Origin of the sequence: Corynebacterium sp. ACRPF (assembly GCF_022347395.1) — a bacterium.
Classification (GTDB): domain Bacteria; phylum Actinomycetota; class Actinomycetes; order Mycobacteriales; family Mycobacteriaceae; genus Corynebacterium; species Corynebacterium tuberculostearicum_D.
This window is the reverse complement of the sequence record NZ_JAKRNB010000005.1, coordinates 106993-122817: the sequence shown is the minus strand read 5'-3', so window position 1 is coordinate 122817 and position 15825 is coordinate 106993. Positions and strand designations below refer to the sequence as shown.

The 15825-nt window shown below is 59.5% G+C and carries 13 protein-coding genes and 1 pseudogene; 6 read left to right on the top strand and 8 right to left on the bottom strand.

Going from position 1 to position 15825, the window contains the following annotated elements; all coding sequences use genetic code 11:
- Positions 1-309: 309 nt before the first annotated feature.
- Positions 310-4053 (bottom strand): acyltransferase family protein, encoded by a 3744-nt coding sequence (locus MHX61_RS03715; protein ID WP_239192755.1) that lies wholly within the window; start codon positions 4051-4053, stop codon positions 310-312.
- Positions 4054-4173: 120 nt separating this feature from the next.
- Positions 4174-5016: an HAD family hydrolase gene (locus tag MHX61_RS03710; protein WP_239192752.1), complete on the bottom strand. Its 843-nt coding sequence runs from the start codon at positions 5014-5016 to the stop codon at positions 4174-4176.
- A gap of 24 nt (positions 5017-5040) precedes the next feature.
- Here MHX61_RS03710 and MHX61_RS03705 point away from each other — a divergent pair, with 24 nt between their 5' ends.
- On the top strand, positions 5041-6084 hold the full coding sequence (locus tag MHX61_RS03705; RefSeq protein WP_239192749.1) for a 3-hydroxyisobutyryl-CoA hydrolase: 1044 nt from the start codon (positions 5041-5043) through the stop codon (positions 6082-6084).
- Here MHX61_RS03705 and MHX61_RS03700 read toward each other — a convergent pair.
- The 3 genes from MHX61_RS03700 to MHX61_RS03690 are packed head-to-tail and all read right to left on the bottom strand — an operon-like array spanning position 6061 to position 10252.
- Entirely contained in the window at positions 6061-7239 is a 1179-nt protein-coding gene (locus MHX61_RS03700; protein WP_239192746.1) for a DUF6882 domain-containing protein, read from the bottom strand. The two genes, MHX61_RS03705 and MHX61_RS03700, sit on opposite strands and share 24 nt — an antisense overlap.
- Positions 7240-7281: 42 nt before the next feature.
- Entirely contained in the window at positions 7282-7881 is a 600-nt protein-coding gene (locus MHX61_RS03695; RefSeq protein ID WP_239192743.1) for a TetR/AcrR family transcriptional regulator, read from the bottom strand.
- The gene (locus MHX61_RS03690; RefSeq protein ID WP_239192740.1) at positions 7874-10252 is read right to left on the bottom strand and encodes an MMPL family transporter; all 2379 of its coding nucleotides are present in this window, start codon (positions 10250-10252) and stop codon (positions 7874-7876) included. The genes MHX61_RS03695 and MHX61_RS03690 overlap by 8 nt, the downstream gene beginning before the upstream one ends.
- A 231-nt stretch (positions 10253-10483) precedes the next feature.
- Between MHX61_RS03690 and MHX61_RS03685 the strand changes: the two genes are divergently transcribed.
- Positions 10484-11137: a hypothetical protein gene (locus tag MHX61_RS03685; RefSeq protein ID WP_204609722.1), complete on the top strand. Its 654-nt coding sequence runs from the start codon at positions 10484-10486 to the stop codon at positions 11135-11137.
- Here MHX61_RS03685 and MHX61_RS03680 read toward each other — a convergent pair.
- A complete protein-coding gene (locus tag MHX61_RS03680; protein ID WP_239192737.1) occupies positions 11134-11673 on the bottom strand; it encodes a gamma carbonic anhydrase family protein in 540 nt (179 codons plus the stop codon). The genes MHX61_RS03685 and MHX61_RS03680 overlap by 4 nt on opposite strands.
- A gap of 19 nt (positions 11674-11692) precedes the next feature.
- A complete protein-coding gene (locus MHX61_RS03675) occupies positions 11693-12070 on the bottom strand; it encodes a hypothetical protein (RefSeq protein ID WP_239192734.1) in 378 nt (125 codons plus the stop codon).
- A 300-nt stretch (positions 12071-12370) separates the two neighbouring features.
- Here MHX61_RS03675 and MHX61_RS03670 point away from each other — a divergent pair, with 300 nt between their 5' ends.
- From MHX61_RS03670 to MHX61_RS03660, 3 genes and pseudogenes are all read left to right on the top strand, one after another.
- Positions 12371-12985 (top strand): hypothetical protein, encoded by a 615-nt coding sequence (locus tag MHX61_RS03670; RefSeq protein ID WP_239192730.1) that lies wholly within the window; start codon positions 12371-12373, stop codon positions 12983-12985.
- Positions 12986-13380: 395 nt separating this feature from the next.
- The gene (locus tag MHX61_RS03665; protein ID WP_239192727.1) at positions 13381-13767 is read left to right on the top strand and encodes a hypothetical protein; all 387 of its coding nucleotides are present in this window, start codon (positions 13381-13383) and stop codon (positions 13765-13767) included.
- A 108-nt stretch (positions 13768-13875) separates the two neighbouring features.
- Positions 13876-14352, top strand: a pseudogene (locus MHX61_RS03660) (gluconokinase).
- Between the two features lie 197 nt (positions 14353-14549).
- Here the strand turns inward: MHX61_RS03660 and MHX61_RS03655 are convergent.
- The gene (locus MHX61_RS03655) at positions 14550-14891 is read right to left on the bottom strand and encodes a hypothetical protein (protein ID WP_239192724.1); all 342 of its coding nucleotides are present in this window, start codon (positions 14889-14891) and stop codon (positions 14550-14552) included.
- A gap of 25 nt (positions 14892-14916) precedes the next feature.
- On the opposite strand from MHX61_RS03655, the gene MHX61_RS03650 reads away from it, so the two are divergent.
- On the top strand, positions 14917-15786 hold the full coding sequence (locus MHX61_RS03650; RefSeq protein ID WP_239192721.1) for a patatin family protein: 870 nt from the start codon (positions 14917-14919) through the stop codon (positions 15784-15786).
- Positions 15787-15825 lie beyond the last annotated feature (39 nt).

Sequence of the window (15825 nt, the reverse complement as noted above, 5' to 3'; positions counted from 1 at the left end):
GGGGCATCGAGGATGATTTTTACTCATCCCCTCATCGTGAACCTAGGTGCCTAGCACACCGGCATGCCTTTGGCGGTATTTCATGGTCGAAGCTGGAATATCCCTCTGGATAAGTGAAATATTCCTAATATCAGCACGCCAGACCGGCTAGCCGTACAACCTCACCAACACATCCTGTCGTTTAGGCCCGCCCTTCGCGCTCACAGCGGATGCTGCTGCTAGCGGAGCACACCTTCCGGTGAGCGCGAAGGGCAGGGAGGGGAGGAAGCTAGGCGCTTTCCGACGCCCCGCCCCGCGCCAGCCGTTCCTTTACTGCGGCACGCACTGAGAGGACACGGTCTTATCGCCATTCGAGTACTGCTTTAGAGCGTCGTAGAAGGCATCCGAGTACTCGCCGGTGCGTTCCGGCATCGGGTGAACACCATCGGAGTAGAGGATCTCCGGGTTGCTCTGTGCATGTCCGCACCAGTCTGCGACATATACGTTGTCGTATTCCTTGGCTGCGTCGAGGACATCCTGTTGGGATTGGGCCATCCATTCGCGGTCACCATAGGGAACAGCCATGACAATAGTGTGGTCTTCGCCGATGATGTCTAGCGCTTCCTTGATCTGGTCCGGGAAGGCAGGGCCGTTAGTACCAAACCCGAGGAAGACGGTGTCGCGCAGCTGGCCGGAATCCTTGAGCTGCTGCAGAATCTGGATACCCGCGGTGTAGTGGCGGGATACGTCTGCATCGACGTAAATCTGCGGGAAGCGCTGCTTGAGGGCGCCACTAGAAGCCAGCATCACCGAGTCGCCGACAGCGGTGATGTCTTTGCCCTGCGGCATCGGGCGGGTCTTCTTATCCTTCGCGGCAGCCTTATCGTCGTTGTCCTCAGCAGGCGGCTGTGGCGCAGCATCATTCGGCTGCGCCGGGGCATTGTTGCTGTTCTGGTTCTGCTGCTGAAGCTGCTCCAGCTGCTGCTCCAGCTCGGTCTTATCGCTGGAATTAATAACGCCGTAGACTACGCCGGCTACAGAGGCAATGACTAGGAATGGGACTACCGGCCACATGGTCTTGCCAAAGCCATCGCGCAATTCGCTAAATCCTGGGCGGGAGGACCAGTAGGTCTTCCATGTCTTCTTATAGCCGCCGCGGCGGAACGGATTCTCAATGAACTGATAGGAAATCTCGGACAGAAGCAGCGAAATCGGCACGGCTACAAGGCCTAGGATCCACGATTTATCGGAGTTTTGGTTGCCCTCGAAAAGCGCCTTGAGCATCATGATGACCGGCCAGTGCCAGAGATACAGCGAGAAGGAACGCTGGCCAAACCAGCGCATGACCTTGGTCCGAAAGAGCGGGGTCATCGGGCCGTATTCGCGAACCACGCCCCACACCATTAGGACACCAAGCACGCTAGTGAGGAAGAGTCCACCCCGGTAGGTGATCTCTGCATCATCCGGCATGAGGAATAGCTGGGCACCGTAGCCGATGAGCGCCACAGTGCCGATGATTCCGGCGATGCGCGATTCGGCTTTGCCTGTCGCTGCCCACGAATCCGCCTGTGGGTCGGACTTGGTAGAGGTCATCAGCAAAGACAGCACGGCGCCAGTGAGCAGGCCGAAAGCATGGGTATCAGTGCCGTAATAAACGCGCGTTGGGTCTTCGCCCGGCACGTAAAGGAGCGCCATGGCCACGGCGGAACCTATAGCTAAGACTGCGGCTACGAGGATGGGAAGCCGGCGCGGCTTGCGGCGAGAAATCAGGAAAACGCCGGTGATAAGAAGCGGCCAGATGACATAGAACTGCTCCTCTACGGCCAACGACCAATAGTGAGCAAAGACCTGAATCTCATTGTCCGCAAAGTAGGACTGGGAGGTGGCGATCTGGGTCCAGTTATTGACAAAGAATAGAGTTCCCAAGAACTGCTGGCGCAAGCCGACCGCGAGGTCCCCGCCTATCCATGCCACCAAAGCCGTACACATGACCAGGACGGATACTGCGGCCGGGAGGATGCGTCGGAATCGGCGCACCCAGAAGTCCTTCAAGCTGATGGTGCCGGAGGTACGGAATTCGCGCACCAGCAACGATGTGATGAGGAATCCAGAGAGGACGAAGAAGAGGTCAACGCCCAAGTAACCACCGGGAAGCAGAGAAGGGAAGAAGTGGTACAGCACCACGGCAATAACTGCGAGGCCGCGCAGTCCATCCAGTCCCTTGACTTGGCGCAGACGGGCGTGGCGCTTCTTCTTAACTACTTTGCTCTCTGGCGGCGTAGCCAGCGCTTCAGGATCCTCGGCCTGCTTTTGTAGCGGATACTTAGACTTAGTATCTACCTGCGTGCTCGAGGCTTTCGGTGAGGCTGGCTTCTGCGCAGCTTGTTGTGGCTGGCGCGGTGCCGCCTTTGCTTGTGGCTTTTTAGGAGCTGGCTGTTGCGCCTTCGACGGTTGTGCCTTTTTCCGTTTCTTTTCAGCAGCGGCGGCGGCCGCACCTGCACCAGCTACAGCGCCCGCTACAGCGGACTTGCCTGCCTTTGCAGGCTTCATCTTCGGAGTGGCTTGAGGCTCGGCCTTCTTCGGCTGGGACGGAGCAGGCTGTTGCTTTGCCTTAGGCTTCTGGGCAGCTCGCGACGGCTTTTGCTGAGCCGGGGTAGGAGTGCCCACCTGCTGCGATTTGCGAGCCAATCCGCGACTGATATCGGAAGGCTTAACCTGCGGGCGTCGCTTGCTTACTTTTTTGGCCTCGTTCTGAGGCGTCGCCTCCTTTGCCTTCGGCTGCGGCTGTTGTTTCTTCGCCTCTTGCCTGGGCAGGTTGCCCTTAGAGGGTGCGCCTTGCTGCGATTTCGGCTGGACTACCTTGTCTCCATTGTCGGCAGTCTTGTTCTGCACCGCCCCAGCTTTCTGCTGGGAAGGTTTAGATGCAGTCTTGGGCGCGGCCACCTTCGGCTTGGGGGCAGTGGTGCCTTTCTTTGGCGCTGGAGTGCTAGGGGCTGAGGCCTGTGGGGTAGCCTTTTGCTTTGCAGTGCCGGGAGTACGCGCTGGTCCTTGGCCCTTGGACGGTCGCGAGGGCTTCGACGGCTGCGCATTCTTCTTTGGCGTTGGTTGCGGCTGTGGTTGCTGCTTTGCCGAGTTTGCCGGCATGCGCTTGGGGGAGCGTGGCTTTTGCGCTTGCTGCTGGGCGGTGGCCGGCTTGGCATTAGCGGGCTGGGATTTCTGCGGCTTTGCCGGTTGTGGGGAAGCCTTCTTCGCGCTGGAAGAAGAGGATGGCTTGGGTGCCTGCTTCGGTTTCTCGGCGCTGGGGCGAGCCTGCTGTGCGGGCTTTACCGCGCCTTTCTGGGAGGGTTGGGTGACAGGCTTCGCGGCCGGCTTCGGGGAATTACTGCGGGTAGAAGGAGTCTTTGGGGAGGACTTAGACGGGGTGGTGCTAAAGCTTGCGCCGCGGCGCGGTCGCTGCACCGGTTCGTGCGCTTTGCGCTGTGGCTTCTTGTCTTGAGTAGGCGAGTTTTGTTGCTTTTTAACAGCTGCTTTGGGGGAGGATTCTGCCTTGTTTTGTTGTGCGGCGGAAGGCTTGGCGGCAGAACCTTGGGCTGCAGGCTTGGCCTTTGGTGCCTTGGCTGCAGGCGATGGTGAGGTGGACTTAGCCTGCTGCGGTTTTGTGGAAGTGGCCTTGCTTGCCTGGGATTTTTCGGTGCTGGGGCGAGTGGTGTCCTTAGCTGCGGGCTTAGCGGTAGGCTTCGCACCTTTCGGCTTCGCAGCAGCAGGCTTGGATTCGGATGCCTGTGCAGGCTTCGTCGGAGTGGGCTTGCGCCCGGGTGTTTGTTTGGCTTGGTTCTTGGACTCGCTGTCCTTATCGGTGCGGTCCTGGGGCTTGCCCTTCGGCTCGGTGGATTGTGCACCCGTGGTGGATTCGGTGTTGGCCGATTTCTGGGGCGCAGAATCCTTGTTATTAGGGGCCTGGGGCGCACTGGTAGAGCCAGCTTTGGGCGGTACTGGCTGATAGACCGGTGTGCGTGGTTCGTTCGAACGCCCAGGTTTCTTCTTCCCCAGCAGTGAGCGCAAAATTTGCTTCACAAAAACTCCCAAAGCACTACGTATATTTTCTAAACGGACTATTTTAGCCTGCGCACCAGCACTTCTCCCCTTGCGGGGGAGTAACGGTGCGGCGCGCGGGGCGGAGGCGAAAATTCGAGTCTAAGACTCTTCGCTGTCAAAAAGCTGACGCAGAACTGTCATGACCCCATATTCGGTATTGGGCGGGGCGATGTGATCGGCGATTTCCTTCAACTTTGGGTGCGCATTTTCCATTGCGATGGCGGTGCCCGCCTCGCGGAGGAGCTCGTAGTCATTGAGGAAATCGCCAAAAGCAGCGGTGCGGGACATGGGAACCGAGAGGAGCTTGGCCATGGTTTGTAGTGCTACGCCCTTGTTGACGCCAGCGGCCATGACATCGAGCCATACGGCACCAGAGATGGCGATATTGTGTTCCGGTACGGCCGCAAGAAGGGGCTGGTGGAGGTGCTTTTCGCTGCCGTCGGCGCAGTAAGCGGCGATTTTGATGATGTCTGCATCCAATAGCGCATCGAGGTCATCTACCCATTCCACTGACCTGTAGTACTTGGCTATCTCAGCACGGGCCTGTTCATCGGCGCCTTTGTGCACATAGGCGGTATCCGGCGTGCACAGCACTACGGTATGCGGGGTCTCGACGGACTGGAGTGCGGCCATGGCGGCGCGCACAGCTGCGCTGGGCAGGGTAGTGGCGCTGATGACGCGGTTATCGTGGACGACCACGGAGCCATTTTCTGCAATGAAGGTGTCTTCGTGCGGAAACATCTCTTGCAGGGTGGCGAGCTGGCGGCCCGAGGCGGGTACTAGGGTGACGCCGAGCTGGTGGGCACGGGTGCTGATCGCAGCGAAATCTGGTGGAAGCTGGCCGTTGCCGTCCAGTAGGGTGCCGTCCATATCCAGGGCGATGAGCTGTGGGAGCAAAATTCCGAACCTATCTGTGAATTGGCTGATGGTGGATAGGTGCATGCGTTCTGTGTCACACTAGGGGTTATGACTAATACTGCACCTATCATTTCCTCAATCCGTAACCATACCGGAGTCATTGAGCTCAACCGCCCCAAGGCTCTCAATTCCCTCACCCCGGAAATGATCCACCTCATTGCGGAGTCGCTGGCGCAGTGGCGCGACAATGATGAGGTGGAACAGGTGCTGTTTACCTCGACTAGTTCCAAGGCATATTGCGCCGGCGGCGATGTTCGCTACGCCCGCGAAGGGGTCAAGGAGGGCAAAGTGGATGAGGTCGATGCTTTCTTCGCCACCGAATACACGTTGAATGGTGATATTGCGGAGTATCCCAAGCCCGTCGTGGCGCTCATTGATGGCATTGCTATGGGAGGTGGTCTGGGCATTTCCGCCCATGGGTCCCACCGCGTGGTTACGGAGAAAGCCTTTGCCTCCATGCCAGAGATGAATATTGGCTATGTCACGGACGTGGGCATGGCCTATGCCGCCCAGCGGGCGGTGGGAACGCGCGGGAAGGCTTCGGCCGAGTTGGCGAAGTTCTGGGGGATTACCGGCTACCGCATGTATGCCGCAGACCTTCTGTGGAGCGGGCTGGCCACCCACTATGTGGCGGACGGCGAAGCCTTCGCTAGTGCGGTTATCGAGCATGGACTAGCCACGGCGCTAGCCCAACACACCAGCGCACCTAGCGGCGAGGCCCCCTTGGCCGAGCTTATCGACGCCATCGAGGACGCCTTTTCCCACAACACCTGGCAAGACATTTCTGCGGCCCTGGAAAAATACCCAGAGCTTAAACAACAGGTAGACAAGCTGACCGCGCAAGCGTGCCCGACCTCCATCGTGGCGGCCATGGAGCTCTTCCGCGCCGAGCAGGAGTGCAGCAGTATCCGCGAAGCGCTAGATATGGAGACCAACCTGGGCGCTTATATGTACCGACGTGGGGACTTTGCCGAGGGCGTGCGAGCGGTCTTGGTGGATAAAACCAACGATGCGGCATTTGAGCCTGCCGCGCTTGCCGACCTCGACGTGGACGTCCTCCGCAGCGCCCTACACCTCCACCCCGCGAAATGATCCATAGGCGGCGCGGGCGCGATCTGCGTTGATCCATGAAGGATGGGGAACCGCCAAAGTAGCGTCGGTGGCGGCTGGCGTCGGCTCAGGTAGGTGCAGCTGTGGGGCGTCGAGGAGGACGAGGCCCACGCGGGCGTCGGCAAGCGTAGTGCCCGCCAGCGTCCAGATCCCCAAAATGGGCAAAGCTAGGTGCGGCAGCTGGTGCCCGCGCGCCAGCTGAAGCGGAAGGTGCGGGCGCGCCAGTTCGGGCACGGCCTCGTCGATACCAAAGCGCGCTAGGTTTCCTGCCAACCGCGCCGCCGCGGTGTCCTTGAGCTGCGGATCCGCCCAAGCCCACGTGAATTCCTCGTCAGAAATGGTCGCGATAAGCACCGCATTGGTCGCAATCTGCCCGCCACGATAGGACACCGTGGCGGTGGCCTTATCCACATCGAGTTCTACCGTGGCATCTGGGAAGCTGCCTTGGAAAAACATTTGGCTTTCGGTGCTTAAATAAAAAGCATCCTCCAAGACACGCGCGGCCGCCATGCCCGGGGTGATGCCGGAAATCTTGTGTACCCCGGGGCTTGGCTGTTCAAAACGCACCGTGGTGCCATCAGAAAAATGCAGGTAGGGCTCTTCCTCGGTGGACTCCATGTCTAGGTAGCGGGCGAGTGCGAGGGCCGGCCCCTTCTCGTCCATCTCCGCACTGCTGTGTTGGAGACCGTGCAGCAAGGTCTGGCGAAAGTCCAGGTAGGGGTGGAAATCTACCGCAACGATGGCCACGTGATCGCCCTGCTGGGCGCGCAGCACCGGCATAGTGCCCACGATGAGGGAGGCATAAGCAACCATGCGGTCAATGTCTGCGCTGGCCGTACCTGACTGCGGAAGGTCAGCAAAATGCTCGGTCGCAGAGGTAGTCCAGTGCCAGGTGTCTGCGGCGATGACGGCTAGGCGCACGCCACGAAAATCCGCCACGTGCTGCGCGGAGCTTACCCGTACCTCCACGAGTTGGTCGGTGGCATAGCTTCCTTCGCTATCGCCATCCGAGGGCCCGAGGAAATTAAATTCCACATCGGTCGCCTCCCCGATGCGGTCTTGAAATGCGGCATTAACGCCCGCTTGAATGAAGCGGGCGTCTTGCGCGGTGCTCGATATAGGGGCTGTCTTATCCATAACTATTGCCGAGCATACGGATTAAAGCGCCCATTAGGCTAGCTAGTCGATGGCACGCACGGTGGCAAAGGCTGTGCGAACTATCTCATGCTTTGTGTGAGCGTCCAGTGATTCTTCGGCCTGGGAGAGGCGGTGGATTTCTTTCATGCTCATCGCACTGGCACCCGCACACGCTTGGAGAATGACCGCGATTTCAAAGCGCGACTTATCCGGGGCGCGTTGGTGGAAAGCTTCCAAAACTTGGTCATCTACGACTTGGAATTGTTGGCGCTCTTTCGAGGTATGGCTCAAGTTTTCTAAAGCCTCGCCAATGGTGAAAAGAGAGGTAAAAGAATGTAGCTCTTTGCCCTCGTTTTCGGCGGCATCGAGCGTTACTTGTTCGAGGAATTCAGAAATGGATGAATTAGGAAAGACAGTGGGTACTTCCTTGGAAAACTTGGCAAGCACATCGGTGCTAAAGGACAGTAGCGCATCAGCCACCGAGGAGAAGTAGTTGTGAAAGGTGCGCGGGGAGACCCCGACGGTCGCGGTGATGCCGGAGACCGTGGCGGCTTCGGTACCGCCGTCGAGGACGAGGCGCGCTGCCGCATCGGCCATGGCCTGACGCGTAGCTCGCTTCTTTTCTTCGCGCAGACTAGTCACGGTGTGTCTCGCCTACTTTCTCTCGTTGGGCGCGCAGGAGTTCCTCTCGGTCAGAGTGCAAGGCCTCGCCTTCGATGTCCATGTTAGGGGTGATCTTATCCAACCAGTGCGGGAACCACCATGCCTTCTTATCCAGCACAAACATGGTGGCTGGGATGATCATCATGCGGACCACGAAGGCGTCGATAAGCACGCCCGCAGCCAGCGCAAAGCCCATGGTCTTAATGAACGGCTCGTCCATCAAGATGAAGGCGGCGAAGACGGAAATCATAATGAGGGCCGCGGCCGTGACCACGCGGGCGCCGTGCTTGAAGCCATTCGAGGTGGCGTTGCCGGCCGTCTTGCCATTGACAAATCCCTCACGCATGCGGGTCACCAAGAAGACCTGGTAGTCCATGGCTAGGCCGAAGGTAAGGCCGATGAGCATGATAGGCAGGAAGGAAAGCAGCGGGTGTGGGTCGTCGACGATGCCGAACATGCCTTCTTGCCAAATGGCCACGGTGATGCCGAAGGTCGCGGCCATCGACAAAGCGAAGCCGGCCGCGGCGATGAGCGGCACCCAGATGGAGCGGAAGACCAGCATTAAGACGATGAAGGCCAGGCCCAGCACGATGGCTACGTATGGGGTAAGCACGTTATTGAGGCGCTCAGAAATGTCATCGAAGATCGGGGTGATACCGGTAATGCCGTAGGAACCGCCGGTCTTTTCAAACTCACCCTGGTAATCGCGCAGGTGGTTAAGGGTTTCGGTGGTTTCCTCATCGGTTGCACCGGTGGTAGGCGTGATCATGATCTGCGCAGCATCACCGTTGTCCGTGGTCTGCACGATCTGGGCGTTTTCTACGCCGTCGTTGCCATTGATCTCCTGCAGGAGGTCTTGGAAGGCCGGCATGCGGTCCTGCTCAGGGACATCGGCCACATCAACGAACGCGATCATCGGGGCATTGCGGCCAGGGCCAAAGGCGTCTGCCGTGATCTCATAGGCCTCGCGCTGCGGGGTGCCGGGCTTTGCGGTGCCATCGGTAGGCATGGCCAGGCGCAGCTGGGCAAATGGTACGGCCAGGATGCCTAGCAAGACGACGCCCGCGATAAGGTGCAGCCACGGGTGGGCACGCACGCGGCGTACCCAGCGCAGGCCCATGGTGGGCTTTTCGTCCTCTGGGTCTGGAACCTTGGGGCCAGGTACGCGGCCGGCGAAGATCTTGGTGCCCAAGAGTCCCAGCAGGGCAGGGATGAAGGTATTGGCAACCAGTACGGCGATGATGACCGTAGCCGCAGCAGCGATGGCCATGGTGCCCAGGAACGGGATGCCGATAATGGTCAGCGCGGCCAAGGCGATGACCACGGTGGTGCCGGCGAAGACAACGGAACCGCCCGCGGTGCCCAGCGCCATGCCCATGGCGTGGGCACGGGTGGCCTTATCCATCTTCTTGAGCTCTTGGGCCAGTTCCTTTGGCGAAAGATCGTTGAGGCCAGAGGAAGTGATGAGCTCGTTGCGGAAGCGGTTGACAATAAACAGCGCGTAATCGATGCCGACGGCCAGGCCAATCATGGAGGCCAACGTCGGGGTCATATCGGAGATGGTATCCGTAAAGACCGTGGATACCTGCACGCCGAGGATGCCGATGCCTACGCCGATGATGGCGGAAATTAGCGGCATACCAGCGGCCACGAAGGAACCGAAAGTAATCAGCAGCACGATTGCGGCGACGATGAGGCCGATAATCTCGGCGCTGCCACCCATCTCTTGACCGGCGGAGCTAAAGGCATTGCCCTGGTACTTCACCGTGAGGTCGCCCTCGTCGTACTTATTGAGTACGTCCGTGACCTTGGTCATGTCCTCTTCTGGGATGTCCATGACGGTTTCCGCATCAAAAGTGATGGTGACGGTGCCGGTGGACTTATCCTCGCTCAGAGGGGAGAGCTGCTGCAGGTTCTTGTGAATCTGCTCGTCTGGAATGCGCTGGGCCTTCATCTTTTCGCCCATTTGCTTTTCCATACCGGCTGCAGCCATCACCGGGCTGACCAGTTTGTCCTGGTCCTTGAGCGCGCCAGTGTCCTTGAGCTCGCCAAGGAGGTCATCTACCTCGCCGGCTACCTGCTTATCGGTGAGGTTCTTCCCCTCTGGCGCTTGGATGACCACGGTGCCTTCGGGTGCACTCATGGCATCGGTATCTTGGCCGAAGCGCTCCATCATCTTGTCCTGGGTGGTGGTGGAGTCCATCTCCGGCATGGAGAAATTAGGGTTCGGGGCCTTGGCAAAGCCGGCGGTAAGTCCCGCCATGGCCACCAAGACGATGAGCCAAAAGGCTAGGAAGGGCCACACCTTGCGGTAGGACCAGCTACCTAGCCGGTAGAGGAATTTAGACATAAATATGCTTTCTTGTGCAGTATGCGTGCAATTCTGTGCGCGCGAAGATGTATAAGGAATCCGTGGGGAGGAGGAATGTGCACCCCGTGCGGAACATTGCATAGTGTACGCAAAATTACGGAATGTGCGCAAAGACCTGTGCGGTGGACCATAGGAAGCTGCTCGTGAGATATAGGTCTTGTACCCTCAGGCGTATCGGCGATGGCGGCATGGGGCGGTAGACTGACCGGCATGCTCCACGCCGTTAGTTTTGCCCTCCTGGATTCCGTCAATGCCTTACTCATCGGAATCCTCGTGGCCATTGGCATCATCTTGCCCCGCGGCAAGTACCGGCGCATTGCCTCCTTAGTGGTGATAGGAGACTGGATGGGAGTCCTCGCCGCGGCGGCCGTGGTGATGTTTGTGCTGCTGGGAGTAAAAGACCAGATCGAGGCCATTTTGAGCTCGCCCGTTGCCGGCTGGGTACTTGTCGCAGTCGGCATCGCGGTGGGGTTTGGCTCGTGGCGCTCTCAAGGCCAGCCCAATGCCTTGGTAAATCGGCTGCTCGAGCCGTTGCGTACTCCATCGCTGCTTACCGCGATCATCGGTTTCATTATGGGCGTGGTGCAATCGCTGACCTCGGTGCCGTTTTATTACGGACTCATGCACCTGGCTACCGAAGACATCGCTCCGGCCGCTCAGTACGGCGGCTTGGTGTGGTACGCCAGCCTGGCTTTGTCCCTGCCCACTATCTGTGGTCTTTTTATTGCGGTGGTGCGCGCGCATCCCGAATCGGCCGCCGGCCGTCTTTTTGCCGCGGCGCGCGCCAATAGCACCCAGGTGGCGCTCTTCGGCGGCTACCTCGTGGCGGTCTTCCTCATCCTTATGGGCGTGCTTTCCCTTTAATCAAAGGTGACCTCATCCAGGCTCAACGCCACATCGGATTGGCTGCGCGCGCACTCCACGTAGCGGGCAGCATGCGCAATGAAGGCCTGTGATTCCTCCGGGCTGAGCTCGCGGCGCACCTTGGCCGGCACGCCGGCGGCAAGGCTCCGCGGCGCAATGGTGGTTCCTTCCAGTACCACGGCGCCTGCCGCGATGAGCGAGCCGGCACCAATAGTGCAGCGCGAGAGCAGCGAAGAGGACATTCCCACCAGGGAACCGGCCTCCACATACGCGGCATGGACCATTGCCATGTGTCCCACCGTGACATCATCTTCTAGTACGCATGGCGTGTCTTCTTCTACGTGGAAGACGCAATTGTCCTGAATATTGCACCTAGCGCCAATGCGAATCGCGCCCACGTCGCCGCGCAGTACGCTGCCATAAAAGACGGAGGAATCCGGGCCGATTTCTACATCGCCAATGATGGTGGCATTGGGCGCAATCCACGCACTGCGGTGGATGCGTGGCTTCTTTCCCGCACAAGGCAAAAGCAGCATGTCAGTCCTTTCGAGGAAACTATTCCACCACCACGGCGACGGCGGGGGAAAGCTCGTAGTCGCCGGGGTAGGGGAGGTGGTCTACGAGGGCGTCGGCAAGCGCGGGCGTAAGCGGAATGACCCAGCCGCGCCGGGGATCTTTGATGGGCAGGGCTTCCTTGTTTGTGGCGGCAAAATGAACCGTGGCAGCGGGAGAGACCAAGGTAGCGGATTCACGGGCGCGGGCTACCTTCAGCAGTACCTCCGCGCCGGGCTGATTAGTGACCACAATGATAAGTGGGCCAGCGGTGTGGATTTCCAGTTTTTCTACCCGTGCGGTGGGGGCGGTGAAATCGGGGTGAGCTAAGCGCGGGCTCTGCGCGCCGGTAAGTCGGGCGAGGGCGTCTTTTAATCCCATAAGCCCTTAGTCTAACCTGACTTAGGTCATGGGCGGGTGAGTAACGTCACTCTTGACACTGTTACCTGGTGGTTTTGTTTGTGGGGTGGGATTTTCCGCACTAAGTGGGTAGTTCTGGGGTGTTCAGTATTCTGATTTTGGTGAGTCCTTATATTCGCACCGTCAAGACCGCCTCAGGAGCGATAGCGGTGCACGTGGTGTTCTCTGAACGCAAAAGTGCGAAAAGAATGAAGCATATCGGCTCAGCGCATTCAGAGTCTGAGCTTGTGCTTTTGCGGGCTGAGGCTCAACGCATCGTCGATGGTGACCAACTCGCAATGGACTTCGGCGAGGTTACACACCCCACCGGCAACAGGCAGTGTTTCCAACCCGCTGCCGGTAGCCGGTCAGCGGGCTGGATACTTGCTGGACTGTATTGATGCGTGTTTCAACGAGCTAGGCCTTGCAGCAGCAAGCGGCGATGATCCGGTGCTTCGTGTTCTGGTGCGTGCCCGGATCATCCATCCCAGCTCAAAGCTGGATTTCATCGAGACTCTTGTCGAGGTTGGCATCACCAGCGCAAGCTACCGCACCATCCAGAGGCGTCGTTCCTCCTTCGCCACCGAATCGTTCGGGGAGATACAAACCCAAGCGTTGGCCCATCATGTAGGTATTGGGCCAGGCGCATTTATCTTGTACGACGTGACCATCTTGTACTTTGAAGCCGGTACTCCTGATGAGCTTCGCAAACCCCTATTTTCCAAAGAACGCCGTGTGGAGCCACAAAACCTTGTCGGGCTGCTTACTGATGCCACCGGTTTTCCACTGCATGTGGGGCGCGTTTGCTGGCAACTCGGCATAAACCCACACGATGCTACCGATGATCACACGGTTCCAAGATGCCTACCAGCTCGACGAGGTTTCCGTCGTTGCTGATGCGGGCATGGTTTCAGCGGCGAACAAGCAAGCACCCATCGATGCAGGTCTGCACTACATTTTGTCGGTGAAACCTCCACCGTGCCTGAGGTGATTGAAACCTGGCGGCGGGAAAACCCCGGTGAAGACTACGCCCACGGTCAGATCTGGACACAAGCCTCGGCTGGGACAACGGCGCTCATGATTGGCGGCCAGCCCCCGTTGGCGCGGCGAGCCTGGCTGAGGCCGTAACGGATCTCGTGGCTGCCGGTGCTAGCCTGCTGGGGGGTGCTGCCGCGTGGGGCCACTGAGATACGCCAGCTGCGCGCTTCCATCCTTCGCGCAACAAGCGGTTCCTCTGGACAATAGCGAAGGAATACCAGGACAACCCCAATGCACGGGGATACAATATTGCTATGAAAAAGTCTTCTTTCCTCGCAGCATGCGCTGCGCTCCTCGTCGCATCTCTGTCCGTACCCGCCGCCAACGCCGAGTTGACCCAGACTGAGCGGGACCAATTCCGTACCGACCCCGTTGGCGCGATTGCCTGGCAGGCCATCAAGGGCTCTTCCGAGTATGTGCGTGCCGATGGTGACACCATGATGGCCGCGTCCTTCTTCTCCATGACTTCGCCGGGCGACGACATCGGCCTGCCGGCCTTGCAGAACTGCGCCGAGCGGGTCGGCTCCTCTGCTCCGGTGGGTGGCGTGCGCTACGTGGCGGCTGCCCTGTGCGCGACCTTTGACCCGACCACACGTGGCGAGGTGCAGCGCGCGAACCTCATGTACGCGCCGCTGGGTTAAACCGCGCTTTATCGAGCCGCACGGTGGTTGCGTCAGGGTGCGTTGAATCGCGCTGCGTCAGGCAGTGCGCAGCGCGTTCGATTTGGTGGAATGCTGCAAGGAGGGATGATGCGCAAGCACGTGGTGATCAAGGGAGTCTCGAGCTGCGGTAAGTCCACGGTCGGGGAGTTGCTGGCGCAGCGCACCGGCCTGCCTTTTCGGGATGGGGGCGATATGCATCCGGCGGCGAACATCTAGAAAATGGCCTCGGTGCAGGCCCTTGACGACGTCGACCGCAAGCCCTGGCTCGAGTCCTTAGGCCGCTTTCTCGCGGACCAGGACGCCGGTGCCATTGTGGGCTGCTCCGCGCTCAAGCGCTCCCACCGCGACTTTATCGATACGATCTTTGTGGGCCTGCACGGCTCTTATGAGCTGCTCAAGGAGCGCATGAGTCAGCACTCTGGGCACTTCATGCCGGTCGTCCTTCTGGACTCGCAATTCGAGACACTCGAGGAACTGCAGCCGGGGGAAGCGGGCATCGTGCTGGATGTCAGCGAGTCCCCAGAGGAACTTGCCACCGCGGCGGCCGAATACTTACGGGGTTAGCTGGCGCTTCCCGACTTAGGTCATGTGTGGGTGAGAAACGTTTCTCTCGACACTGCTACCTGGTGGTATTTGGCGGTGGGGTGGGATTGTTCCGCACTAAAGTGGCCTAAGTCAGGTGGAATCGGGGCGCGCTAAGCGCGGGGACTGCGTGCCGGTTAGCCGGGCAAGTGCATCTTTTGATCCCATGGGAGCCCAGTCTAGTGAGCGCTCACGGTGATGGTGCGGCAGCGCTCCAAGTCGAAGTACGCACGCTGCCCGGTGGCGGCAACGTGCTCGCGGGCCACAGATTCATCGTGGGTTACGGCCGCGGCGAGGAAGACGAGTGGACCATCGGGCTGGCGCCATGTGCCGAGATACCGCGCGCCGTGTTCCTTGGCTAAGGCCAAGGCCTTGCTCACCGCGGCTGGGGTAGGCTCCGTCACCCGCAGGAGCGCCTTCCCGGTGGGGTTATAGGCGAACCCGGTGCGGGGCTGCTGGCCGGTTTCGATATCGAAGGTGCCTTCTTCGTCCGCGAGCAATTGCCGGAAAATGCGCTTCATTGGGCCCAGCGTAGTATGGGGCACCATGATTGACGCCAGCAACACCGCACTCGTTATTGAAGGCGGCGGCATGCGCAATTCCTATACGGCCGCCTGTTTGGTCAAACTCATCGAAGAGGGCGTGGACTTTGGTTGGGTAGGCGGCGTCTCCGCCGGGGCATCGCACACCGTTAATTACTTGTCGCGCGATGCCCGGCGCGCGGAGGAGTCCTTTACGGACTTTGCCAAAAATCCCAGCTTCGGTGGCGTGGGTTCGCTGGTGCGTGGCACCGGGTATTTCAATGCCGAGTACATCTATGAGCGCGCAGCAGACAGGGATTTGCCCTTTGATTGGCAGTCCTATTGCGAGCATCCGGCCGATATGGTGCTTGCTGCAGCGCGCGCCGATACCGGCGAGTCTGTTTACTGGACTCGCCAGGACATCCACACCCCGGAAGACCTCTTCGTGCGCGTGCGCGCTTCCTCCACGCTGCCGCTGATTATGCCGATGCGATTTATCGACGGCGCGCCGTACGTGGACGGTGCTTTGGGCTCGTCCGGTGGCATTACTATTGCGCAAGCAGAAAAGGCCGGATACGAAAAGTTCCTGTTTATTGGTACTAAGCCGCGTGGGTATGTGCGCCCGGAGGTCGCGCGCCCAGCCTTCGTCCGCCGCATCTTCCGCAGGTACCCCGCTATTGCCGACGCCCTTATAGCCCGCCCCGCCCTCTATAACGCAGCCAAAGATCGGCTTTTGGAGTTGGAGCGCCAAGGGAAGGCGCAATTATTTTTCCCGGAAGATATGCAGGTAGCCTCTACCGAACGCAACGTACACAAGCTGCGGGCGAACTATCAGGCAGGTAAGGCACAAACATATGCGGAGTGGCCCCGGTGGAGGGAATTCCTCCTCGACTAGTTCACTATGGGCGTTAGCTGTGAGATGTGCCGCTGCTGG

Coding starts and splice junctions, on each gene's coding strand:
- MHX61_RS03675 (WP_239192734.1), bottom strand. CDS start 12,070: ATGGGATTAAAAGACGCCCTCGCCCGACTTACCGGCGCGCAGAGCCCG.
- MHX61_RS03685 (WP_204609722.1), top strand. CDS start 10,484: ATGCTCCACGCCGTTAGTTTTGCCCTCCTGGATTCCGTCAATGCCTTA.
- MHX61_RS03700 (WP_239192746.1), bottom strand. CDS start 7,239: ATGGATAAGACAGCCCCTATATCGAGCACCGCGCAAGACGCCCGCTTC.
- MHX61_RS03710 (WP_239192752.1), bottom strand. CDS start 5,016: ATGCACCTATCCACCATCAGCCAATTCACAGATAGGTTCGGAATTTTG.
- MHX61_RS03680 (WP_239192737.1), bottom strand. CDS start 11,673: ATGCTGCTTTTGCCTTGTGCGGGAAAGAAGCCACGCATCCACCGCAGT.
- MHX61_RS03670 (WP_239192730.1), top strand. CDS start 12,371: ATGGTGACCAACTCGCAATGGACTTCGGCGAGGTTACACACCCCACCG.
- MHX61_RS03665 (WP_239192727.1), top strand. CDS start 13,381: ATGAAAAAGTCTTCTTTCCTCGCAGCATGCGCTGCGCTCCTCGTCGCA.
- MHX61_RS03655 (WP_239192724.1), bottom strand. CDS start 14,891: ATGAAGCGCATTTTCCGGCAATTGCTCGCGGACGAAGAAGGCACCTTC.
- MHX61_RS03690 (WP_239192740.1), bottom strand. CDS start 10,252: ATGTCTAAATTCCTCTACCGGCTAGGTAGCTGGTCCTACCGCAAGGTG.
- MHX61_RS03650 (WP_239192721.1), top strand. CDS start 14,917: ATGATTGACGCCAGCAACACCGCACTCGTTATTGAAGGCGGCGGCATG.
- MHX61_RS03705 (WP_239192749.1), top strand. CDS start 5,041: ATGACTAATACTGCACCTATCATTTCCTCAATCCGTAACCATACCGGA.